15 protein-coding genes are annotated in these 17,500 nt (G+C 72.0%); 6 read left to right on the top strand and 9 right to left on the bottom strand.

Annotated features, from left to right (window positions below; all coding sequences use genetic code 11):
• Positions 1-12: 12 nt before the first annotated feature.
• The 5 genes from ACLIN4_RS33785 to ACLIN4_RS33765 are packed head-to-tail and all read right to left on the bottom strand — an operon-like array spanning position 13 to position 4,166.
• A complete protein-coding gene (locus ACLIN4_RS33785; protein WP_411576530.1) occupies positions 13-885 on the bottom strand; it encodes an amidohydrolase family protein in 873 nt (290 codons plus the stop codon).
• Positions 882-1,910: an aldo/keto reductase gene (locus tag ACLIN4_RS33780; RefSeq protein WP_179342261.1), complete on the bottom strand. Its 1,029-nt coding sequence runs from the start codon at positions 1,908-1,910 to the stop codon at positions 882-884. Before ACLIN4_RS33780 ends, ACLIN4_RS33785 begins: the two co-directional genes overlap by 4 nt.
• Complete coding sequence (locus tag ACLIN4_RS33775) at positions 1,910-2,665, bottom strand: SDR family NAD(P)-dependent oxidoreductase (protein WP_364911329.1); 756 nt, start codon at positions 2,663-2,665, stop codon at positions 1,910-1,912. Before ACLIN4_RS33775 ends, ACLIN4_RS33780 begins: the two co-directional genes overlap by 1 nt.
• Positions 2,662-4,026 (bottom strand): enolase C-terminal domain-like protein, encoded by a 1,365-nt coding sequence (locus ACLIN4_RS33770; RefSeq protein ID WP_307651621.1) that lies wholly within the window; start codon positions 4,024-4,026, stop codon positions 2,662-2,664. Before ACLIN4_RS33770 ends, ACLIN4_RS33775 begins: the two co-directional genes overlap by 4 nt.
• Positions 4,026-4,166 carry a hypothetical protein gene (locus ACLIN4_RS33765; RefSeq protein WP_179342260.1) on the bottom strand — a complete coding sequence of 47 codons (141 nt, stop codon included), beginning with the start codon at positions 4,164-4,166 and terminating at the stop codon, positions 4,026-4,028. The genes ACLIN4_RS33770 and ACLIN4_RS33765 overlap by 1 nt, the downstream gene beginning before the upstream one ends.
• 333 nt (positions 4,167-4,499) lie before the next feature.
• Here ACLIN4_RS33765 and ACLIN4_RS33760 point away from each other — a divergent pair, with 333 nt between their 5' ends.
• Together ACLIN4_RS33760 and ACLIN4_RS33755 are read left to right on the top strand one after the other, a co-directional pair.
• Complete coding sequence (locus ACLIN4_RS33760) at positions 4,500-5,546, top strand: helix-turn-helix domain-containing protein (RefSeq protein WP_290012686.1); 1,047 nt, start codon at positions 4,500-4,502, stop codon at positions 5,544-5,546.
• A 148-nt stretch (positions 5,547-5,694) separates the two neighbouring features.
• Entirely contained in the window at positions 5,695-8,373 is a 2,679-nt protein-coding gene (locus ACLIN4_RS33755; RefSeq protein ID WP_411576529.1) for a M4 family metallopeptidase, read from the top strand.
• 58 nt (positions 8,374-8,431) lie between these two features.
• Here ACLIN4_RS33755 and ACLIN4_RS33750 read toward each other — a convergent pair whose 3' ends face one another.
• Positions 8,432-9,490, bottom strand: a complete 1,059-nt coding sequence (locus tag ACLIN4_RS33750) for a DUF6215 domain-containing protein (RefSeq protein WP_289908289.1) — start codon at positions 9,488-9,490, stop codon at positions 8,432-8,434.
• Between the two features lie 119 nt (positions 9,491-9,609).
• Entirely contained in the window at positions 9,610-10,545 is a 936-nt protein-coding gene (locus ACLIN4_RS33745) for an SDR family oxidoreductase (protein WP_107476337.1), read from the bottom strand.
• A gap of 269 nt (positions 10,546-10,814) precedes the next feature.
• Between ACLIN4_RS33745 and ACLIN4_RS33740 the strand changes: the two genes are divergently transcribed.
• The gene (locus tag ACLIN4_RS33740) at positions 10,815-11,663 is read left to right on the top strand and encodes a helix-turn-helix transcriptional regulator (protein ID WP_100044329.1); all 849 of its coding nucleotides are present in this window, start codon (positions 10,815-10,817) and stop codon (positions 11,661-11,663) included.
• Here the strand turns inward: ACLIN4_RS33740 and ACLIN4_RS33735 are convergent.
• On the bottom strand, positions 11,585-12,430 hold the full coding sequence (locus tag ACLIN4_RS33735; RefSeq protein WP_411576528.1) for a YrhB domain-containing protein: 846 nt from the start codon (positions 12,428-12,430) through the stop codon (positions 11,585-11,587). The two genes, ACLIN4_RS33740 and ACLIN4_RS33735, sit on opposite strands and share 79 nt — an antisense overlap.
• A gap of 530 nt (positions 12,431-12,960) precedes the next feature.
• Between ACLIN4_RS33735 and ACLIN4_RS33730 the strand changes: the two genes are divergently transcribed.
• The 3 genes from ACLIN4_RS33730 to ACLIN4_RS33720 are packed head-to-tail and all read left to right on the top strand — an operon-like array spanning position 12,961 to position 16,375.
• A complete protein-coding gene (locus ACLIN4_RS33730; protein ID WP_411576800.1) occupies positions 12,961-14,250 on the top strand; it encodes a uracil-xanthine permease family protein in 1,290 nt (429 codons plus the stop codon).
• Positions 14,247-15,668 carry an amidohydrolase family protein gene (locus ACLIN4_RS33725; protein ID WP_411576527.1) on the top strand — a complete coding sequence of 474 codons (1,422 nt, stop codon included), beginning with the start codon at positions 14,247-14,249 and terminating at the stop codon, positions 15,666-15,668. Before ACLIN4_RS33730 ends, ACLIN4_RS33725 begins: the two co-directional genes overlap by 4 nt.
• 14 nt (positions 15,669-15,682) lie before the next feature.
• Positions 15,683-16,375 (top strand): sulfite exporter TauE/SafE family protein, encoded by a 693-nt coding sequence (locus ACLIN4_RS33720; RefSeq protein ID WP_107476376.1) that lies wholly within the window; start codon positions 15,683-15,685, stop codon positions 16,373-16,375.
• A gap of 20 nt (positions 16,376-16,395) precedes the next feature.
• Here the strand turns inward: ACLIN4_RS33720 and ACLIN4_RS33715 are convergent, their stop codons facing one another.
• Positions 16,396-17,436, bottom strand: a complete 1,041-nt coding sequence (locus ACLIN4_RS33715; RefSeq protein ID WP_107476333.1) for a substrate-binding domain-containing protein — start codon at positions 17,434-17,436, stop codon at positions 16,396-16,398.
• Positions 17,437-17,500: the final 64 nt, after the last annotated feature.

The raw sequence follows: 17,500 nt of genomic DNA, 5'->3' as shown, positions 1-17,500 counted from the left end.
GGCGCGCGCCGGTCACCCGGTGTGCGTCCCGCTCCCGGTCATCCGGTACACGCGCCGGGCGGTACCCGACCACACCTCGGCCCGCTCGGCCTCGGTGAGGGAGGCCGTGAGTTCACGGGCGGAGCGCACGACGCCGCCGTAGCCGGCGGCGAGCGTGCACACCGGCCAGTCCGAGCCGAACATCAGCCGGCGTGGCCCGAAGGCCTCGATCACGGTGTCGGCGTACGGGCGCAGGTCGTCGACCGTCCACGACGTCCGGTCGGCCTCGGTGACCATGCCGGAGAGTTTGCACACCGTGTTCGGCCGGGCGGCCAGGTCCCGCAGTCGCCTCGCCCACGGATCGAGCGCGCCCGAGGCGATGGGTGGCTTGCCGAGGTGGTCCAGGACGAAAGTGAGTCCTGGTACGGCGGTGGCCGCCCGCGTCGCCGCGGGCAGTTGGTGCGGCAGCACGACCAGGTCGTAGACGAGCCCGGCGGCGGCGATGGCGCGCAGGCCGCGCAGGACGTCCGGCCGGGTCAGCCAGTCGGGGTCGGGCTCTCCCTGGACCTGGTGACGTATGCCGCGCAGGAAGCCGCCGCCGGGCAGGGCCCGCAGTGCCTCCAGCGCGTCGGGCACGTCCGGCGCCGTCAGATCGGTCCAGCCCACGGCCGCGCCGACCGGACCGCCCGCCTCGGCGAGGGCCAGCAACTCCGGTGTCTCGTCGGCGATGTTGACCGTCTCCACCAGTACGGTGGCCGTGACTCCGGCCGCCCGTGTCTCGGTCTCCAGGTCGGCGAGGACGAAGGAGCGCCGCAACGGCGCGAGGCCGGGAGCGCGGGTCCATCTCTGGTCGCGCGCGGCGAGGTCCCACAGGTGGTGGTGGGCGTCGATGAAGGCGGCGGTCAAGCGGGGTGTCCTTCCGGGACGGGCGCGTCGGCCCGGAGCAGTTCCCGCTCCCGCAGGGCGCTCCACAGCGCGCCGGGAATCGGCCGGTGGTACCGCTCGGCCGTGTCCTGGACCTGGGCGGCCGACCGCGCGCCGACGAGGACCGAGGCGACCGCCGGGTGCCCGAGGGGGAAGCGGACGGCGGCGGCCCGCAGCTCGACTCCGTGTGCCCGTGTCACATCCCGCATCCGCACGGCCCTGCGCAGCAGGTGCTCGGGGGCCGCCGCGTAGTCGTACCTGGCTCCGGGCCCCGGGTCGGCCAGCAGCCCCGAGTTGAGGACACCACCGACGATGACGCTCTTGCCCGCGGCCTCGGCGGCCGGCAGCAACTCCTCCAGCGCGCCCTGCTCCAACAGGGTGTAGCGCCCGGCGCAGAGCACCGCGTCGACGTCCGTGTCGGTGACGAAACGGGTCAGCATCCGGCTCTGGTTCATTCCGGCGCCGATGGCGCGTACGACACCTTGTGAACGCATTTCCTCCAGGGCTGGGTACGCCTGGGCGAAGACCTGCTCCGCGTGGTCGTCGGGGTCGTGGAGGAGGACCAGGTCCACGCGGTCGAGTCCGAGCCTGGTGAGGCTGTCGTCCAGCGAGCGGCGTACGCCGTCGGCGCTGAAGTCCCACCTGCGCCGGTGGGTGGCCGGCACGGCGAAACCGTGGGCCAGGTCGTCTCCCCCGCCGTCGTGCGGTTCGAGCAGGCGGCCCACCTTGGTGGACAGGGTGTAGGCGTCCCGGGGTTTTCCCCGCAGGGCCGCGCCCAGCCGTCTTTCCGACAGGCCCAGACCGTAGTGCGGGGCGGTGTCGAAGTAGCGGATGCCGGCGGCCCAGGCCGCCTCGACCGTGGCCGCCGCGCCGTCCTCCCCCACCTCCTCGTAGAGACCGGCGATGGCGGCGGCGCCGAAGCCGAGGGCCGTGACGGGGACACCGCTGCGGCCGAGGGTGCGCAGCGGCAGTTGCTCGCGGGGCGTGCCGTGGCCGTCGGTGGCCATCACTGTCCCTTCGGGCGCAGCCGCAGTCCCTGCATCCCGCCGTCCACCGCGAGGGCGGTCCCCGTGACGCTCGCCGCGGCCGGGCTCGCCAGGTACACGATGGCCGCGGCGACCTCCTCGGCGGTGACCAGGCGGCCCATCGGCTGCCGCGCGTTCAGCGCCGCCCGTTCCGCCGCCGGGTCGGGTGCGCGGTCCAGGAGCCGGCCGACCCAAGGGGTGTCGGCGGTGCCCGGGTTCACGCAGTTGACGCGGATGCCCTCGCGGACGTGGTCGGCGGCCATGGCGAGAGTGAGGGCCTGCACGGCTCCCTTGCTCGCGCTGTACAGGGCGCGCTGGGGGAGGCCGGCGGTGGCCGCGATGGAGCACGTGTTGACGATCGCCGGGCTGTCGGAGGCGCGCAGCAGGGGCAGTGCCGCCCGGGTGGTGCGGACGATGCCCAGGACGTTGACGTCGAGTACCCGGTGCCATTCCGTGTCGTCGTTGTCCTCGACGGTGCCGGCGGCGCCGATGCCGGCGTTGTTGACCAGGATGTCGAGACCGCCGAGGTCGTCGGTCGCGGCGGCGACGGCGGACCGTACGGAGGCGTCGTCCGACACGTCGGCGAGGTGGGCGCGCAGGGGCCGGTCGACACAGGAGGGGTCGCGGTCCAGGACGGCGACTTCGGCGCCGCGTGCGGCCAGCAGTTCCGCGGTGGCCCTGCCGATGCCCGAGGCTCCTCCGGTCACCAGGGCCTTGAGGCCGGTCAGTTCACTCATGCGTGGCTGCCCTTCTCCTGCTCGGCGGCGGCGCGGTCGGCTGCCCAGAAGTCGCCGTCGGGGTAGCGGTAGGCGGCGATGGAAGCGGCGTGCATGCGGGACGAGAAGCCGGGTGCGGTGGGGGCCGTGTAGTGGCCGTTCGCCATGACGACCGGGTCCTCGAAGTGCTCGTGCAGGTGGTCGACGTATTCGATCACCCGGTCCTCGGTGGTCCCCGAGAGGGCCACGAAGTCGAACATCGAGAGGTGCCGCACGAGTTCGCACAGTCCGACGCCGCCCGCGTGCGGGCAGACGGGGACGCCGTACTTGGCGGCGAGGAGGAGGACGGCGAGGTTCTCGTTCACGCCGCCCACGCGGGCCGCGTCGATCTGCAGTACGTCGATCGCCCCCGCCTGGAGGAGTTGCTTGAAGACGATGCGGTTCGGCACGTGCTCGCCGGTGGCGACCTTGATCGGCGCGACGCCCCGGCGGACGGTGGCGTGGCCGAGGATGTCGTCGGGGCTGGTGGGCTCCTCGATCCAGTACGGGTCGCTCTCGGCGAGCGCCTTGGTCCACTCGACGGCCTCGGCGACGTTCCAGCGCTGGTTGGCGTCGATCGCGATGCGGATGTCCGCGCCGACCGCCGCACGTGCCGCGCGCAGCCTGCGGACGTCGTCGGCCAGGTCCGCGCCGACCTTCAGCTTGATCTGTGTGAAGCCGTCCGCGACCGCCTGTTCGGCGAGCCGCACCAGCTTCTCGTCGGAGTACCCGAGCCACCCGGGAGAGGTGGTGTAGCCGGGGTACCCGCGCTCCAGCAGCAGGGCCTCGCGGGCGAAGGCGCCCTCCTTGCCCTCGCGCAGCAGCTTCAGGGCGTCGTCGCGGCTGAGCGCGTCCTCGATGTACCGGTAGTCCACCTGATCGGCGAGCCACTCGGGTTCCGCGTCGGCGAGGAGTTTCCAGACCGGCTTGCCGGCGCGTCTGGCCGCCATGTCCCACACCGCGTTGACGACGGCGCCGACCGCCATGTGCATCACGCCCTTCTCGGGGCCGAGCCAGCGCAGCTGACTGTCGCCGTTCAGGGCGCGGCTCACCGTGCCCGGGTCGGCGCAGACGGCGTCCACGGGCAGGCCGACGACGTGGTCGCGCAGCGCGCCGATGGCCGCCGCCTGGACGTCGTTGCCGCGGCCGATGGTGAAGGTGAAGGCGTGTCCTTCGAGCGGCCCGCCCGCGCCGTCGCGGGCGTCGGTCCGCAGGACGACGTAGGCGGCCGAGTAGTCCGGGTCGGGGTTCATGGCGTCGGAGCCGTCCGACTGCCGGGAGGTGGGGAACCGGATGTCGATGACGTCGAGACCCGTGACGCGGGCCGGGGCGTGGTCGCTCATCACGCGTTCCCGAGGGTCTGTCGCCGGCGGCGGAGTCCGTCGATCGCGGTCCACCACTCGCCGGGCCCGGCCTCCTCGACGGTTGCGGCCAGGCGGGCCGCGGTGACCGCCGCGGTCGTGGTTCTGCTGCGTCGGCTCACGGTGGGCGCCCCACTGGAATCAAATAGGATTTGGTTGTCGTGATGCTGGAGGAGGGCGCGGGTCCACGTCAAGGTCCGTGCACGGACAGGGCGTCATTCCTCCATGATGTGGCCGCTTTTGGCGGCATGGGATCCGTGCGCGGTCCGCACGCCCTCCACGCTCGACGACGCCGAGATCGTATAGAAACATGGAGGTTCTACGGCCCCGGAGGGCTGGTGGTCCAGCGCTCCCCGCCGAGCTGCTGGACCGCCGGGCGTGGACGGACACGCCGTCCCTGTGGCGATGTCCTCGCTACCCTGACGACCGGAGCAGCGCGGGAGAGTGGGGCGGGCGTGGGAGAGCGGACATCGCAGCAGGCCGACCCGGCCATGCTGGCACCGCTGGGGTTCGATGCCGTGGAGGAGGCCGTGTACCGGTCGCTCGTCGAGCAGCCCGGCAGCGGGGCGGCGTCCCTCTGCGAAGCCGGTCTGGACATCGAAGCGGTGACACATGCACTGCGGGGTCTTGTGGAACGAGGGCTGGCCAGCGCCGAGCGTCACGACGACGGCCTGCGGTACCAGGCCGCTCCCCCGCTCCTCGCCCTCGGGCCGGTGCTCGAGTCGCGCCGCGCGGCCCTCTACCGGGTCGAGCACCTGCTCGCGGAGATGGCCGAGAGCCACCGGGCGGCCCAGAGCCGCGTCTCCGGTGCGCCGGTCGAGGTGCTGACGGGGGCGGCCGCGATCCGGCGCCGTCTCGTCGCCATGCAGCGCGACGCCCGGTACGAGGTCCGATCCCTGGTCCCCGCGATGGACTCGCCGGTCGTGATCAGCCACTCGGACAACGTCGAGATCGAACTGGAGGCGGTCCGGCGGGGTGTGACCCTGCGGTCCGTGGTGGCGCGCGCCTGGCTCGAGGACCCGGAGGCAGCCCGGTCGCTCGCCGAACTCGTCACTCAGGGCGAGCGGATCACCGTCGTCGACGCGCTGCCCGTGAAGCTCGTGATCGCCGACCACGACGTCGCCCTGCTCCCGCTCGACCCGGAACGGGACGAGGTGGATGAGCCGGTGGCGCTCGTCGTGCACCGCAGCGGCCTGCTCACGGCACTTGCCGCCCTGTTCGAGCAGTACTTCGCGAAGGGCTGGCAACTGAACGGCGGCCCAGGGCCGCAGCCGGATCACGGCTGTGCCGAGCCCGCCGAACCGCGCACGGTGCTCGATCCGCTGGACCGGCAGATCGTGGCACTGCTGCACGTGGGCCTCACCGACGCGGCGATCGCCCGTCAGCTTCGCATAGGGCACCGCACCGTGCAGCGGCGGCTCCGCGCGCTGATGGAGGAGGCGGGTGCGGCGACCCGGTTCCAACTGGGCTGGTACGCCGCGGTGTCGGGCTGGCTCGAGTAACTCCTCCCCGAGGCCTGTGGCGTGATTGCGCCTCGGCGCCTTTACGCCATGCCCCGTCTCTTGTACACACCACCTTCCGTGCCGAAACATCTGCCTCATCAGTCGCGAGGGCAGCCGCCCTCGCGAACTCATGTGCTGTGGAGGCCTCGTGAGGACACATCGGATCCGTCGGATCCTGGCGGCAGGCGTGGTCGCGGCGGCGACCGGCTCGGTACTGCTGACCGCTCCGGCCCAGGCGGAGGAGCCGGACGACCCCGGTGCCCGGGTCGCGCCCCGTATGACGCACGGGCTCGACAAGGGCACTCGTAAGGGCACACCGGCCGAGGCGGCCCGCGCACACCTCAAGGAGCACCAGGACACCTACCTGGTCCCGGCCGAAGACCTGGCGACCGAGCGGACCACGAAGTCCGGCGACCAGTCGTCGGTGCGGTTCCAGCAGAAGCACCGGGGCGTTCCGGTCTTCGGGGCCGAGTACGCCGTGCAAACGGAGGCGGCCGGGGCCGGAAGACAGCGGGTCACCTCTGCCACGGGCACCCTCTTCCCGGAACTGACGGTGTCCACCACCCCGAAGTTGACCGAGGCCACCGCCCGGCAGCGGATGCACAGCCTCGACCGCACCGTCGCCGGCGTCGACGGCGCGAGAACCGAGGCACACGGCCTGACGGTACTGCCCGGCTCCGACGGCGGACGTCTGGCCTGGCACTTCACCGTGCGGGGCGCGGCGGCCGACGGTTCGCCCGTGCGGCAGGAGGTGTTCGTCGACGCCCACGTCGGCGGGATCGCCCTGTCGTACAACAACATCGACGCCGCGGACGCGGTGCCCGCGGAGGGCACCGGAGTGAGAATGGACGGCGTCGAGGAACGCATCGCCGTGAACAAGGAGACCGACGGCTCGTACACGCTCGTCGACTCCTCCCGCGACATGTACGACACGGCCGGGGGCCAGATCCGCACCTACGACGCGGCCCGCAAGAACTACCTCGACGTCGCGAACGGACCGGTCACCGAGGACGTCGAGGTGGTGTCCTCGCCCGCGGACCGTTTCGACGGCGCGGCCACCACGTCCGGCGCGGTGGACGCCCATGTCAACGCGGGCAAGGTGTACGAGTACTTCAAGAACGAGATCGGCCGTGACGGCATCGACGGCAAGGGCGGCACGATCCATTCCGTCGTCAACGTCTCCGCGGGGGGCAGGGACTACGCCAACGCCTTCTGGGACGGCACCAAGATGGTGTACGGACACATGGACGGCGTACCGCTGTCGGTCGGTCTGGACGTCGTGGGTCACGAAATGACGCACGGTGTCACGGAGCACAGCGCCGGCCTGGTCTACCTCAACCAGTCGGGCGCCCTCAACGAGGCGATATCCGACTACTTCGGCAACGCCATGGAGACCGCGGACAAGGGCATCGCCATGAGCGACCCGACGTCCGGCCTCGTCGGCGAGTACCTGTGCAACGGCGCGAAGCCGCTCGCGGAATGCGCGCTGCGTGACATGAACGACGGACGCACGGCGGGCGAGGACTACGTCCGCGCCACCCTCGACATCGACAACGGGGGCGTCCACTACAACTCCACCATCGTCTCGGGTGCCTTGTGGGACATGCGCGAGGAACTGGACACCCGGCTCGCCGACCGCATCGTCTACCGCGCGGCGCAGAACTACCTGACCCCCCTGTCCGGCTTCAGCGACATGCGCAACGCGGTCCTCCTGGCCGCCAAGTCGATGAAGGTCTCCGAGGCCGACGTCGCCGCCATCACGAAGGCCTTCGACGACCACGGAATCGCGGAGGGCTGGGAACGGCGGTCGGGCACCCAGGACGGCCAGGTCCTGAGCCGGGACGCGCTGCCCGCCTACGAGGTCTACAGCGGCGTCGAGGAACAGGCGGCGCAGATCAACGGTGACGTGTACGCCATCGGCCACGGTGACGCCGTCGCCTGGAACACGGGCGGTGCCGCGTTCGGGATCACCGTGGGCCGGTTCGGCAAGCACCCGCAGCGCGAACTCGCCGAGAAGGACGCCTACCTCCTCGACCCGTCCCTCGACGACGACCGGATCGTCTTCACCCGCATCACCGCCGACGGCATCGGCGTGTACCGGACCGGCGCGAAGGGCCAGGGCGCGGTCAAGGCGCTCGTCGACGGACCCGGTGACGAGATGGAACCCGCCACCGAGGACGGCCGTCTCGCGTACATCCTCAAGAAGGACGGCAGGAGCGACGTGATGCTCCGCGACCGCGACGGCTCGACGGTCAACCTCACGCCCGATGCGGCCGGTGACGCCGCCCGCCTGACCATGAAGCACGGCAAGGTGGCCTGGACCGACGGCGCCGGCGAGTACGTCAACGTGTACGACATCGCCGCCGGCACCCACCAGCGGATCCGCATGCAGGCCTACCTCTTCGGCGAGGTGTCGGACATCCAGCTCACGGCGGACCGGGTCTTCTGGCGGGAGACCAGCAACTTCCTGATGCGCTTCGACTCCTTCTGGTTCGCGCCCACGGGCGACCTGTCCGCCAAGAAGCGGCTCGGCAACCCGCGCTCCACGTACGGTGGCCAGTTCTCGGTCAACGACGAGTACTTCGCCTACTCGACCTACGACGCCTGGGGCGCCGCGGGCAGCTGGTCCGGCTACCTGGGCAAGGTCCAGGCGGCGCCGGTCGCCGACGTGGTCGCCGGGACCGCGGAGTTCACCCGGGTCTCGTGCTCGTCCGGCTTCCAGCTGGCCCCGTCGCTCGGCACCGGGCAGCGGGCGGTGTGGCTGGACACGACCGCCGCCTCGACGGACGTCGTGACCCGCGGCTCGTTCGCGCGCACCTGCGAGTAGCGGGACGGAACGTCGAGGGGCCCTGCCGTCCGTGGACGGCAGGGCCCCTTCGGCGGTTTCAGGCAGCCGATCCGGGAATCGTCGGGAGAACCTTCTCGGCGACGGCGAGAAGGACGCTGTCGTCCGGGAAACCTCCGGTCGTGCTCCAGACGGTGATGTCGTAGTAGCCTCCCCGGTCCTTCCGGTCGAAGGCCACCGAGAGTGTCCTGGCCAGGGGGCCTTGTCCGACCGGTCCGCCGGATGCGCCGCTTCCGAGATCGATGGTGATCTCCATGGTGTGGTCCGAGGAGAAGACCGCGGGCCGGCCGAGAACCTGGGCCGGCTCGTAGTCCGTCTCGCCACCGATCTCCAGCACCTTCACGTACTGGGCGATCGACAGGTCGTTGTAGGTGGCCGAGACATGGACCGTGTACGTGTCGAACGTGACCTCGGCCTCCGGCTGGGCGACCTTGCCGTCCGTCAGGGGTGCGGTGTTGCTGCTGCGGGACGTCGCGGTCGCGAGCTCTCCCGGGGTTCCCAGGAGCTGGGCCAGGTCGGGCCGGTTGAGCGCCTCGCACAACTCGTCACCGGTCACCGCCCCGGACGTCTCCCGGTACGCCTTCGGCAGTTCCTCTTCCGCCCCCGGGCACGAGACGGCGCGCGGCGTGTCGTCGTCGGAGGGCAGCACCTGCGGGGCCGCCCACATCGCGACCCCGAGCGCCGCGAAGAGGCCCAGGGCCAGGGCGGCCTGGCCCCACACGTTGGGCTCCTTCCGCGTGGCGTCCGGGACGGGGCGCGTCCCGGGAGCGACCTGCCCCTGGGTCCGGGGCGGGGCCTGGACCGGAGCCCCGGCCGGGGGCGGTACGGCGGCCTCGGCCTGGAGCGGTACGGCGGCCTCGGCCGTGATTCCGTCCGCGTGGGCCGCCGGGCTCGGTTTCCGGCGTGCGCGAAGGGCGCGGACCACCGCGCGGACGCGTATCGCGGTGAACACGACGAACACCACCGCGAGACCGGCCGCGGCCCAGTCGTCATCGCGGAGGGCGAGATACATGATCCGTACACCGAGAACGGTCCCGACCACGATGAACAGCGGCTCGCGGACCCAGAACGGCAGGAGACGGAGGAGGAAACCCAGCACTTGCTGATATCACCAGGCCAAGATCATGTCCGCTATGACGGAAGCCACAGTTCCGGTGGGTGGCCGCGTGCCCGTCCGGTCCTGACCTGGGCAGGCGTTCCTCCCCCGCCGGCCACCGGTCAGGAGCGAACACCCACGAGTTCCTCGGACATCCGCCAGATGCGCTGCGCGTCCTCGACGCCGCGCAGGCGGCTGTAGGGCTTCTGCTCCGCCGGAGGGCCGCCCAGATGGCCGGGCCCGCTCGGACCGTAGAACGCGCCGCCCTTGGCCTCGGGGGAAGTGGCGGCGTGGAGGGCGGGCAACTGTGCCGTGTGCACCGTTCCGACGATGACGCCGCGGGCGGACAGGGTGCGGATCAGGCGTACGCCCAGCGTGTCCTTGGCCCGGCCGACCTCGGGGCGGGCCGCGAGGAGGCTCGTCGGTGCGACTCCCGGGTGGGAGAGATTGCTCGTGATGCCCCAGCCTGCCGCCTTGCTGCGCCGGTCGAGTTCGAGGCCGAAGAGGCCGAAGGCGATCTTCGACTGGCTGTAGGCGCGCATGCCGTTGTAGGAACGCTCCCAGTTCAGGTCGTCCCAGTTGATGGCGTTGCGGTTCGCCGCGACGCTGACCTGGGACGTCACTCGGGCCCGACCGGCGCGCAGCAGCGGCAGCAGGTGGTGGACCAGGGCGAAGTGGCCCAGGTGATTGGTGCCGAATTGCAGTTCGAAGCCGTCGGCCGTCGTCCGCCGGTCGGGCGGGGTCATGACGCCGGCGTTGTTGACGAGGATGTGCAGGGGGCGGTCTTCGTCCAGCAGGGTCTTGCCCAGTTCCTCGACGGAGGCGAGCGAGGAGAGGTCGAGGGCGCGCAGCGACACGTTCGCGTCGGGGATCCGCTCACGGATCCTGGCTGCCGCTTCTTCGCCCTTGCGCGGATTGCGGACCGGCATGACGACCTCCGCGCCGGCGGCTGCCAGGCGCAGCGCGATGCCGAGCCCGATGCCGTCGCTCGCACCGGTGACGACAGCGCGCTTCCCGGTCAGGTCGGGGACGGTGATGTCGAAGTCCTGGCGTGGCATGGGGGCACTCCCTGACGGTGTCGGACGATGTCGTTGCTCCCACCGTGCTCCCGACGTCCGGACGTATCCAGGGACTACCGATCCCCCGATACGCGCGGCCGGGACTCGGCCGACCCGCGCGGACCGCGCGGCATCGGGCCCGCCGTGCGCCCAGCGCCGCGAGGCGGCAGCGTCGGAGAGGGGGATCGGGGATCCGTGGATCAGCGCACGTGCGCGCGCTAGACAGGTGCGCGCGCTGGGAAGGGATCGGTACGAGAGGGAGACCACGTATGGAGATCGACCGGGCCGGGCTCGCGGCGTTCCTGCGGCGCCGCAGGGAGCTGCTGCAACCCGAGGACGTCGGCCTCCCGCGCGGGCAGCGGCGCAGGACCAGCGGGCTGCGCCGCGAGGAGGTCGCCGAGCTGTGCCACATGTCGACCGACTACTACTCCCGGCTGGAGCGCGAGCGCGGCCCGCAGCCGTCCGAGCCGATGATCGCCTCGATCGCGCAGGGGCTGCACCTCTCTCTCGACGAGCGGGACCACCTGTTCCGCCTCGCCGGGCACGCGCCGCCCGTCCGGAGTGCGAGCACCGTCGGCGAGCACATCAGCCCCGGCCTGCTGCGCGTACTCGACCGGCTGGACGACACGCCCGCGGAGGTCGTCACCGAACTCGGGGAGACGCTTCGGCAGACCCCGCTCGGCATCGCCCTCACCGGCGACACGACCCGCTACACCGGCCCGGCGCGCAGCATCGGCTACCGGTGGTTCACCGACCCGGGCACCCGCGAGCTCTACGCGCCCGCGGACCACGCGTTCCTCTCCCGGATGTTCACGTCGGGCCTGCGCGAGGTGGCCACACTGCGGGGCCCCGGTTCCCGCGCCGCCCGCTACGCCGAGCTGCTGCTCGCACAGAGCGCCGAATTCCGCGGCCTGTGGGACCAGCACGAGGTCGGCGTCCGCCCCAGTCACGTGAAGCGCTTCGTCCACCCGGAGGTCGGCGCCCTGGAGCTGAACTGCCAGACCCTCCTCGACCCGGAGCAGTCGCACCGCCTAGTGGTCTACACCGCGGTCCCGGGCAGCGAGAGCCACGACAGGCTGCGCCTTCTCGCGGTCCTCGGCCCGCGGGCGCTGCGCTGACCCGGTTCACCGGCGGTCGTCTCGCCGGACGGCGCGGGACGTACTCGACCGGGCTCTGGTCGAGGGGAGCCTGGGCGCCGTTTCGAGCCCCAGGCGGCGCCCTCCTGAGCTGTGGCCGGGAGCGTGTTCGTCGAGCGAGACGGGACCGGGGCGCGCGACCGGCATACCGACTGGCTTTCCCGTCGCCCCTCGGGTCTGTGACCCGCTCGGGTCTCCGCCCCGCCCAGAACCGTCTCCACGGCAAGTACCGGGTTGAGAGGCTCCACGAGTGCTTCGGTGGCGACGGCCACGAGACGCGCGGGCGCGGCACCGTCCAGCAATGCGCTCACGTATTCGATGGCCTCCGCGGGCGAGAACATCGGCAGCCTCCGGCGCAGTGTCCGCACGGCGTGCACGCGTCCGCGCGCAGCGGTGACTTCGCACAACGCGTCGTGCAGATCGTCTACTGCGGTGCGCACCGGCAGCCCACGTATCCGGGCCCGATAGTCGGCCTCCCACTCCCCGGTCACCGCGGAGACGACGCCGACCCGGTGCAGTCCCCCGTCGACACGGTCGACCAGGTAAGGCCCGTTGCCACCCAGCATGAACTCCGGGTTCCGCGTGCGTACGAACCTCTCGGAGGTCCAGGAGACGATCCACACCAGCTCGTGCTCCTCGACGTCGACCACCGCCATCCGCAGTGCGTCCGCACCCGCGGCCCGCCACTGCTGGTAGTCGCGCTCCAACTGGTCCTCGACAGCCCGAACGGCGGCCTCTCGCTCGATCACGCATGCAGCTTCCCGCACCGGCCCCTCTGCCGCCCAGCGAATTCACACGCCCAGAGCGCCTACGAGGGGGCTGGCAGACCGTTCTGGCCAGTAAGTACGACAGCAATGGAGCAAGTGCCCTGTGCCAGGCGGCAGGCCCGCCGGGGCGTACTGACCACGTCGGGCGTGCCCCGGGAGGGGTAGCACCTCGTCGGCTCCGGCACCCCTTGACGACGACCCGGCCGCCTCCCATACTGACGGCCAAATCGATTTGGCCAAATCGATTTGGCTCTCCGTCCAGGGCCGGATCGCGGCTGAAACCCGAGCGTGCCCGTATGCCCGAACGGAGCCCGAACGTGTCCCATCCCCGCAAGAGCCGGCTCGAAGCCGGCCAACGGCCCGCACCCGGTCGAACAGCGGCCGCCCACCCGGCCGGTGAGCAGGCCGATACCGACGCCACCGGTGCCGCCACCGCCGGTACCTCCTCCGCCGTCACCGGCGACCGGCCGGCGCCTCACCCCGTGGACGAGTCGCGTCCGCTGCTGCGGATCATGCTTTTCGGCGTCCAGCACGTCCTCGTCATGGCCGCCACCCCCATCTCGGCGATGTTCCTGATGAGCGCCACCCTCGGGCTCGGTGCCGAACTGACCGTGGAACTGCTCTCCGCCGCCTTCGTGCTGTCCGGCGTCGGATCGCTGATCCAGTCTCTGGGGCCCTGGAAGTTCGGGCCACGACTGCCTTTCGTCATGCTGCCGGGCGGGGCGCCGCTCATCCTGTTCCTCTCGATCGCCGACCAGCACGGGTTGCGTACCGCCACCGGCGCGGTGATCCTCACGGCGGCGTTCTACTTCGTCGTACTGCCGGTCTTCTCGCGGTTGCTGAGGTTCTTCCCCGCCCTCGTCATCGGCACCATGATCGTCATCGTGGGCGTCAACCTGGTGAAGGTCGGCGCGGTGCTCGTCACCGGACAACCCGGCACGCCTGGCTTCGCCGACCCCGCCGATCTCGGACTCGGCCTGGCGACGATCGGGTTCACCGTCGCCTTTTATCTGGTCTTCACCGGCATCATGCGCCAACTCGCCGTGATGATGGGCCTGCTCGCCGGCACCGCCCTCGCCGGTGTGCTCGGCGCGATCGACGCCGGCGGTGCCGGCGATGGCGAACTCCTCAGCCTGCCGGAGCCGATGCCCTTCGGTTCGCCCGTGTTCAATCTCGTCGCCGCGCTGCCCCTGATGCTGTACAGCCTGGCCTCGATGGCCGAGGCCACCGGACAGACCGTCATCAACGCCGAGGCCGTCGGCAAGGACATCGACGCGCGGACCGACGTACCGAAGACCGTCCGCGGTGATGCCCTCACCTCCCTCCTGGGCGGATGCTTCGGCCTGCCGCTCATGGTCACCAGCGGGGAGAACATCGGCATCGTCCGCGTCACCGGCGTCCGCAGCCGGTTCGTCACCGCCGCGGCCGGAGCCGTCCTCATCGTGATCGGATTCCTCGCGCCCGTGAGCCGCGCGATCAGCGTGATCCCGTCCGCGGTCGTCGGCGGCACCGCCATGGTCGTCTTCGCCGTCATCACCGTGCTCGGCATCCAGATGCTGGGCCGCTCCGACCTCGACAAGCACACCAGCACGTTCATCTGCGCCGTCGCCCTGGCGCTGGGGCTGCTGCCGATCCTCGTTCCCGGTGTGTACGGCCACTTCCCGCCGAACGTCCGCATCCTCCTGGAAAGCGGCGTCGCCGTCGGCGCGTTCGTCGCCGCCGTCCTCAACATCCTCTTCCACCACGTCCGGCCGGGTGTCGCCGCCCGTCTGACCACGGCACGCACAGAAAGCGACCGATGAACCGTTCCGAACGCGATCTCCTCGCCTCCCCCGGCCCGCTACTCCTCGAGCCGGACAAGGTCCTGCTCCCCGAAGGGCCCGTCGACGGCTGGGCCGTGGTGGTCCGCGACGGCCGCTTCGAGGCCGTCGGACCCGTGGAGGAGGTACGGCGCGCCCGACCCGGGCTGCGGCCCGTACGGTTGCCCGGCCGGCTGCTGATGCCCGGCTTCGTCGACGCCCACCACCACCTGACGCAGAGTTTCGGCGCCGCCCTCGCCTTCGGCGAGCCGTCGGAGATCTTCCGCCGGGTCTGGGTGCCGCTGGAGGGCGCGCTGGACGAGGAATCGGCGTACACCGCGGCCAAGCTGGCCGCGCTGGAGGCGCTGCGCGGCGGGTTCACCACCGTCGCCGACGCCGGCACCCGCGCCGGCGTGGACGTCGACGTGGTCGCCTCGGCCGCGCGCGACGCCGGGATCCGCTGCGTACTCGGCCTGGTCTGCAACGACGCCGACGAGACCGGCGGCGGTGACGGCCGGCCGACCGTGCTGGAAAGGGCCGAGAAACATCTCGCGCGTTACGACGGCGACCCGCTCGTCCACGCCTCCCTGGCCGTCTCCATCCCCGAGGCGGCCACCGAGGAGACCCTGCGCGCGACCGCCCGCCTGGCCGCGGAGGCCGGGGCCGTCGTGCAGATCCACGTCAACGAGCATCTGGCCGGCGTGGAACGCTCCCTCGTACGGCACGGGGCTCGGCCCCTGGAGCATCTGCACCGGATCGGCGCCCTCGGCCCCCAGTTGCTCGCCGCGCACGCCACGCTCCTCACCCCGCGCGAGCTGACCCTGCTCGCCGACACCGGCACCGCCGTCAGCTACAACCCCGTGGCCAGCGCCTGGAAGGGCAACGCGGTCGCGCCCGCCACCGCCATGGCCGAGCGGGGCATCCGCTTCGGACTAGGTACGGACGGCACCCGCGGCGACGGATTCCGGCTCGCGGAGGCCGCCGAGTTCGCCCAGCGGCTGGCCTACGGCCTGGTCAACGGAGACTCCTCGTGCGGGGCCGGATGGACCTGGCTGGAGCACGCGACCAGTGGCGGCGCCGACGCCGTCGGGCTCGGCGCCCGCACCGGCACCATCGCGACGGGCATGGCGGCCGACTTCCTCCTCGTCGACATCGACACCCCGGAACTCGCCCTCTCCTGGGACCTGCCCTGGGAGCTCGTGCGCCGCGGCAACCGGGACCAGATCACGGCCGTCTTCGTCGCCGGGCGGCTGCGCCTGTGGCACGGTGGGCCGGTCGACTGGGACGGCCCCGCGTTGGTGCGGCGCGCGGCCGAACTCGCCCGCTCCGCCGTGGAACGGGCGGATGTCACCAGGGTGCACCCCACCTCCACGACGGCACGGGCGCTGCACGGGGAACGGGAACGGAGCACGGCACGGTGACGCTCGCGACACTGATGATCCTCGCGGTCACGGTGGCCGTGGCCGCGTTCGTCCAGGGCAGCAGCGGGCTCGGCTTCGCACTGATCGTCGCCCCCGTGGCCGGCATCATCGATCCCCACCTGGTCCCGGTCTTCGTCCTGGCGTCGATGATCCCGCTCAATCTGTACGTCGCCTGGCGGGAGCGGGCGTCGCTCGACCTGCGCGGCGCGGGCTGGATCACCGCGGCGCGGCTCGCCGCCACCCCGGCCGGGCTGGCGGTGCTCTGGCTGATCCCGGAGCGCAGCCTCGGTGTGTTCGTCGGCGTGGCCACCGTGCTCGCGGCAGTGGTGAGCCTGGCCGCGCCCGCGTTCACGCCGGGCCGGGCCGCCTATGTCGGCGCGGGTGCGGTGACCGGGCTGACGGAGACCGCGACCGGCGTCGGCGGGCCCCCGCTGGCGCTGGTCTACCAGCACCGGCCGCCCGCCGAACTGCGCTCCACCGTTGCCGCCTGCTTCCTCGTCGGAGAAGTGGCCTCCCTGGCGCTGCTGTTCGGCACGGGGGAGGCACAGGTCACGGAGCTCGGCCGGGCCGTCGTGCTGCTGCCCGCGATCGCCGTGGGCGCGTGGCTCAGCCGTCTGGTGCACCACCGGCTGGACGCCCGCAGGACGCGCCTTTTCGTGCTGGTCTTCGCGCTGGTCTCGGGGCTCGTCCTGATGCTGGGGGTGTGACGGGCCGGTACCGTCCGGGTTCAGGTCCGGGCGGTACGCCCCGACGATGCCCGCGGGATCACCCTCGGTTCCGGGGACACGGCCACCGACGGCGCGGCGGTGTCCCCGCGCAGCCGTCCCAGCAACAGTTCCACGGCGTCGGCCGCCGCCCGGTCCAGGTGCAGATCGACCGCCGTGAGCGGTGGCTCGCAGGTGCGGGCGCGCAGGCCGTCGTAACGGGTGACGACCATGACGTCGTCCGGTACGGCCCGCCCGCTGTCCCGGATCGCCCGGACGGCCCCCACCGCGAAGGCGTCCACGAGCGCGCAGACGGCGTCGATGCCGGGGTGCTCGGCGAGCAGGGCGGCGCAGCACTCGTACCCGGCCTGCTCGCCGCCCGACTCCGGCACCCTCGCCACGACCGGCGTCCAGCCGTGCTCCTCGGCGCGTGCCTCGTAGGCGGCGACCGCTTCCACGGACGAGTGCCGGGAGCCGGCGCCCACGATCAGCGCCGGGCGGGCGGCGCCCTGCTCGCGCAGATGATCCAGGAGCATGTCCGCGACCAGGTGGCCGCGCAGGTCGACGTACGGGGCGTCCTCTTCGGGCGCCACGGGCCGGCCGAGCGCCACGTACGGCAGTCCGCGCTCGCGCAGTTGGGCGGCCGCCGCGTCCTCGACGTCCGGCTCGACCACGATGGCCCCGTCGATGTCGACGGAGTACAGCGCCGAACCCGACTGCACGGGCGGCACGAGCACGAGCGCGTAGTCGTGGAGCAGGGCGCTCTCCGCCGCCGCGGCGGCGACCTCCATGTAGAAGCCCAGCCGGGACGGTCCGCCCGCCACCGCGAACGGCATCGAGGAGGCGAGCGCGATGGCCTTCGCCTGCCCGCGCCTGAGCCGCTGCGCCCGCAGATTCGGCCGGTAACCCAGCTCCGTCGCCACCTGCCGGATGCGCTCGCGCGTGCGGGGGTCGACCTTGCCGAGCCCGTTGAGGGCGTGCGACACGGTCGTACGCGACACCCCGGCGGCACGTGCGACGTCCGTGATCGTGGGCGGCCTCGGACCCGAGGCGGACGGAGCCATCTGGAACGGACACCCCTCACCGGCAGTTGGTTGACCCAGCCATCTTCGCCGATCAGCCTACGGC

The sequence above is a fragment of the Streptomyces mutabilis genome (genome assembly GCF_046628145.1).
GTDB classification, from domain to species: Bacteria; Actinomycetota; Actinomycetes; order Streptomycetales; family Streptomycetaceae; genus Streptomyces; species Streptomyces mutabilis.
Note: the sequence above shows the minus strand (reverse complement) of the source record. Positions and strands in the feature narration are given on the sequence as shown.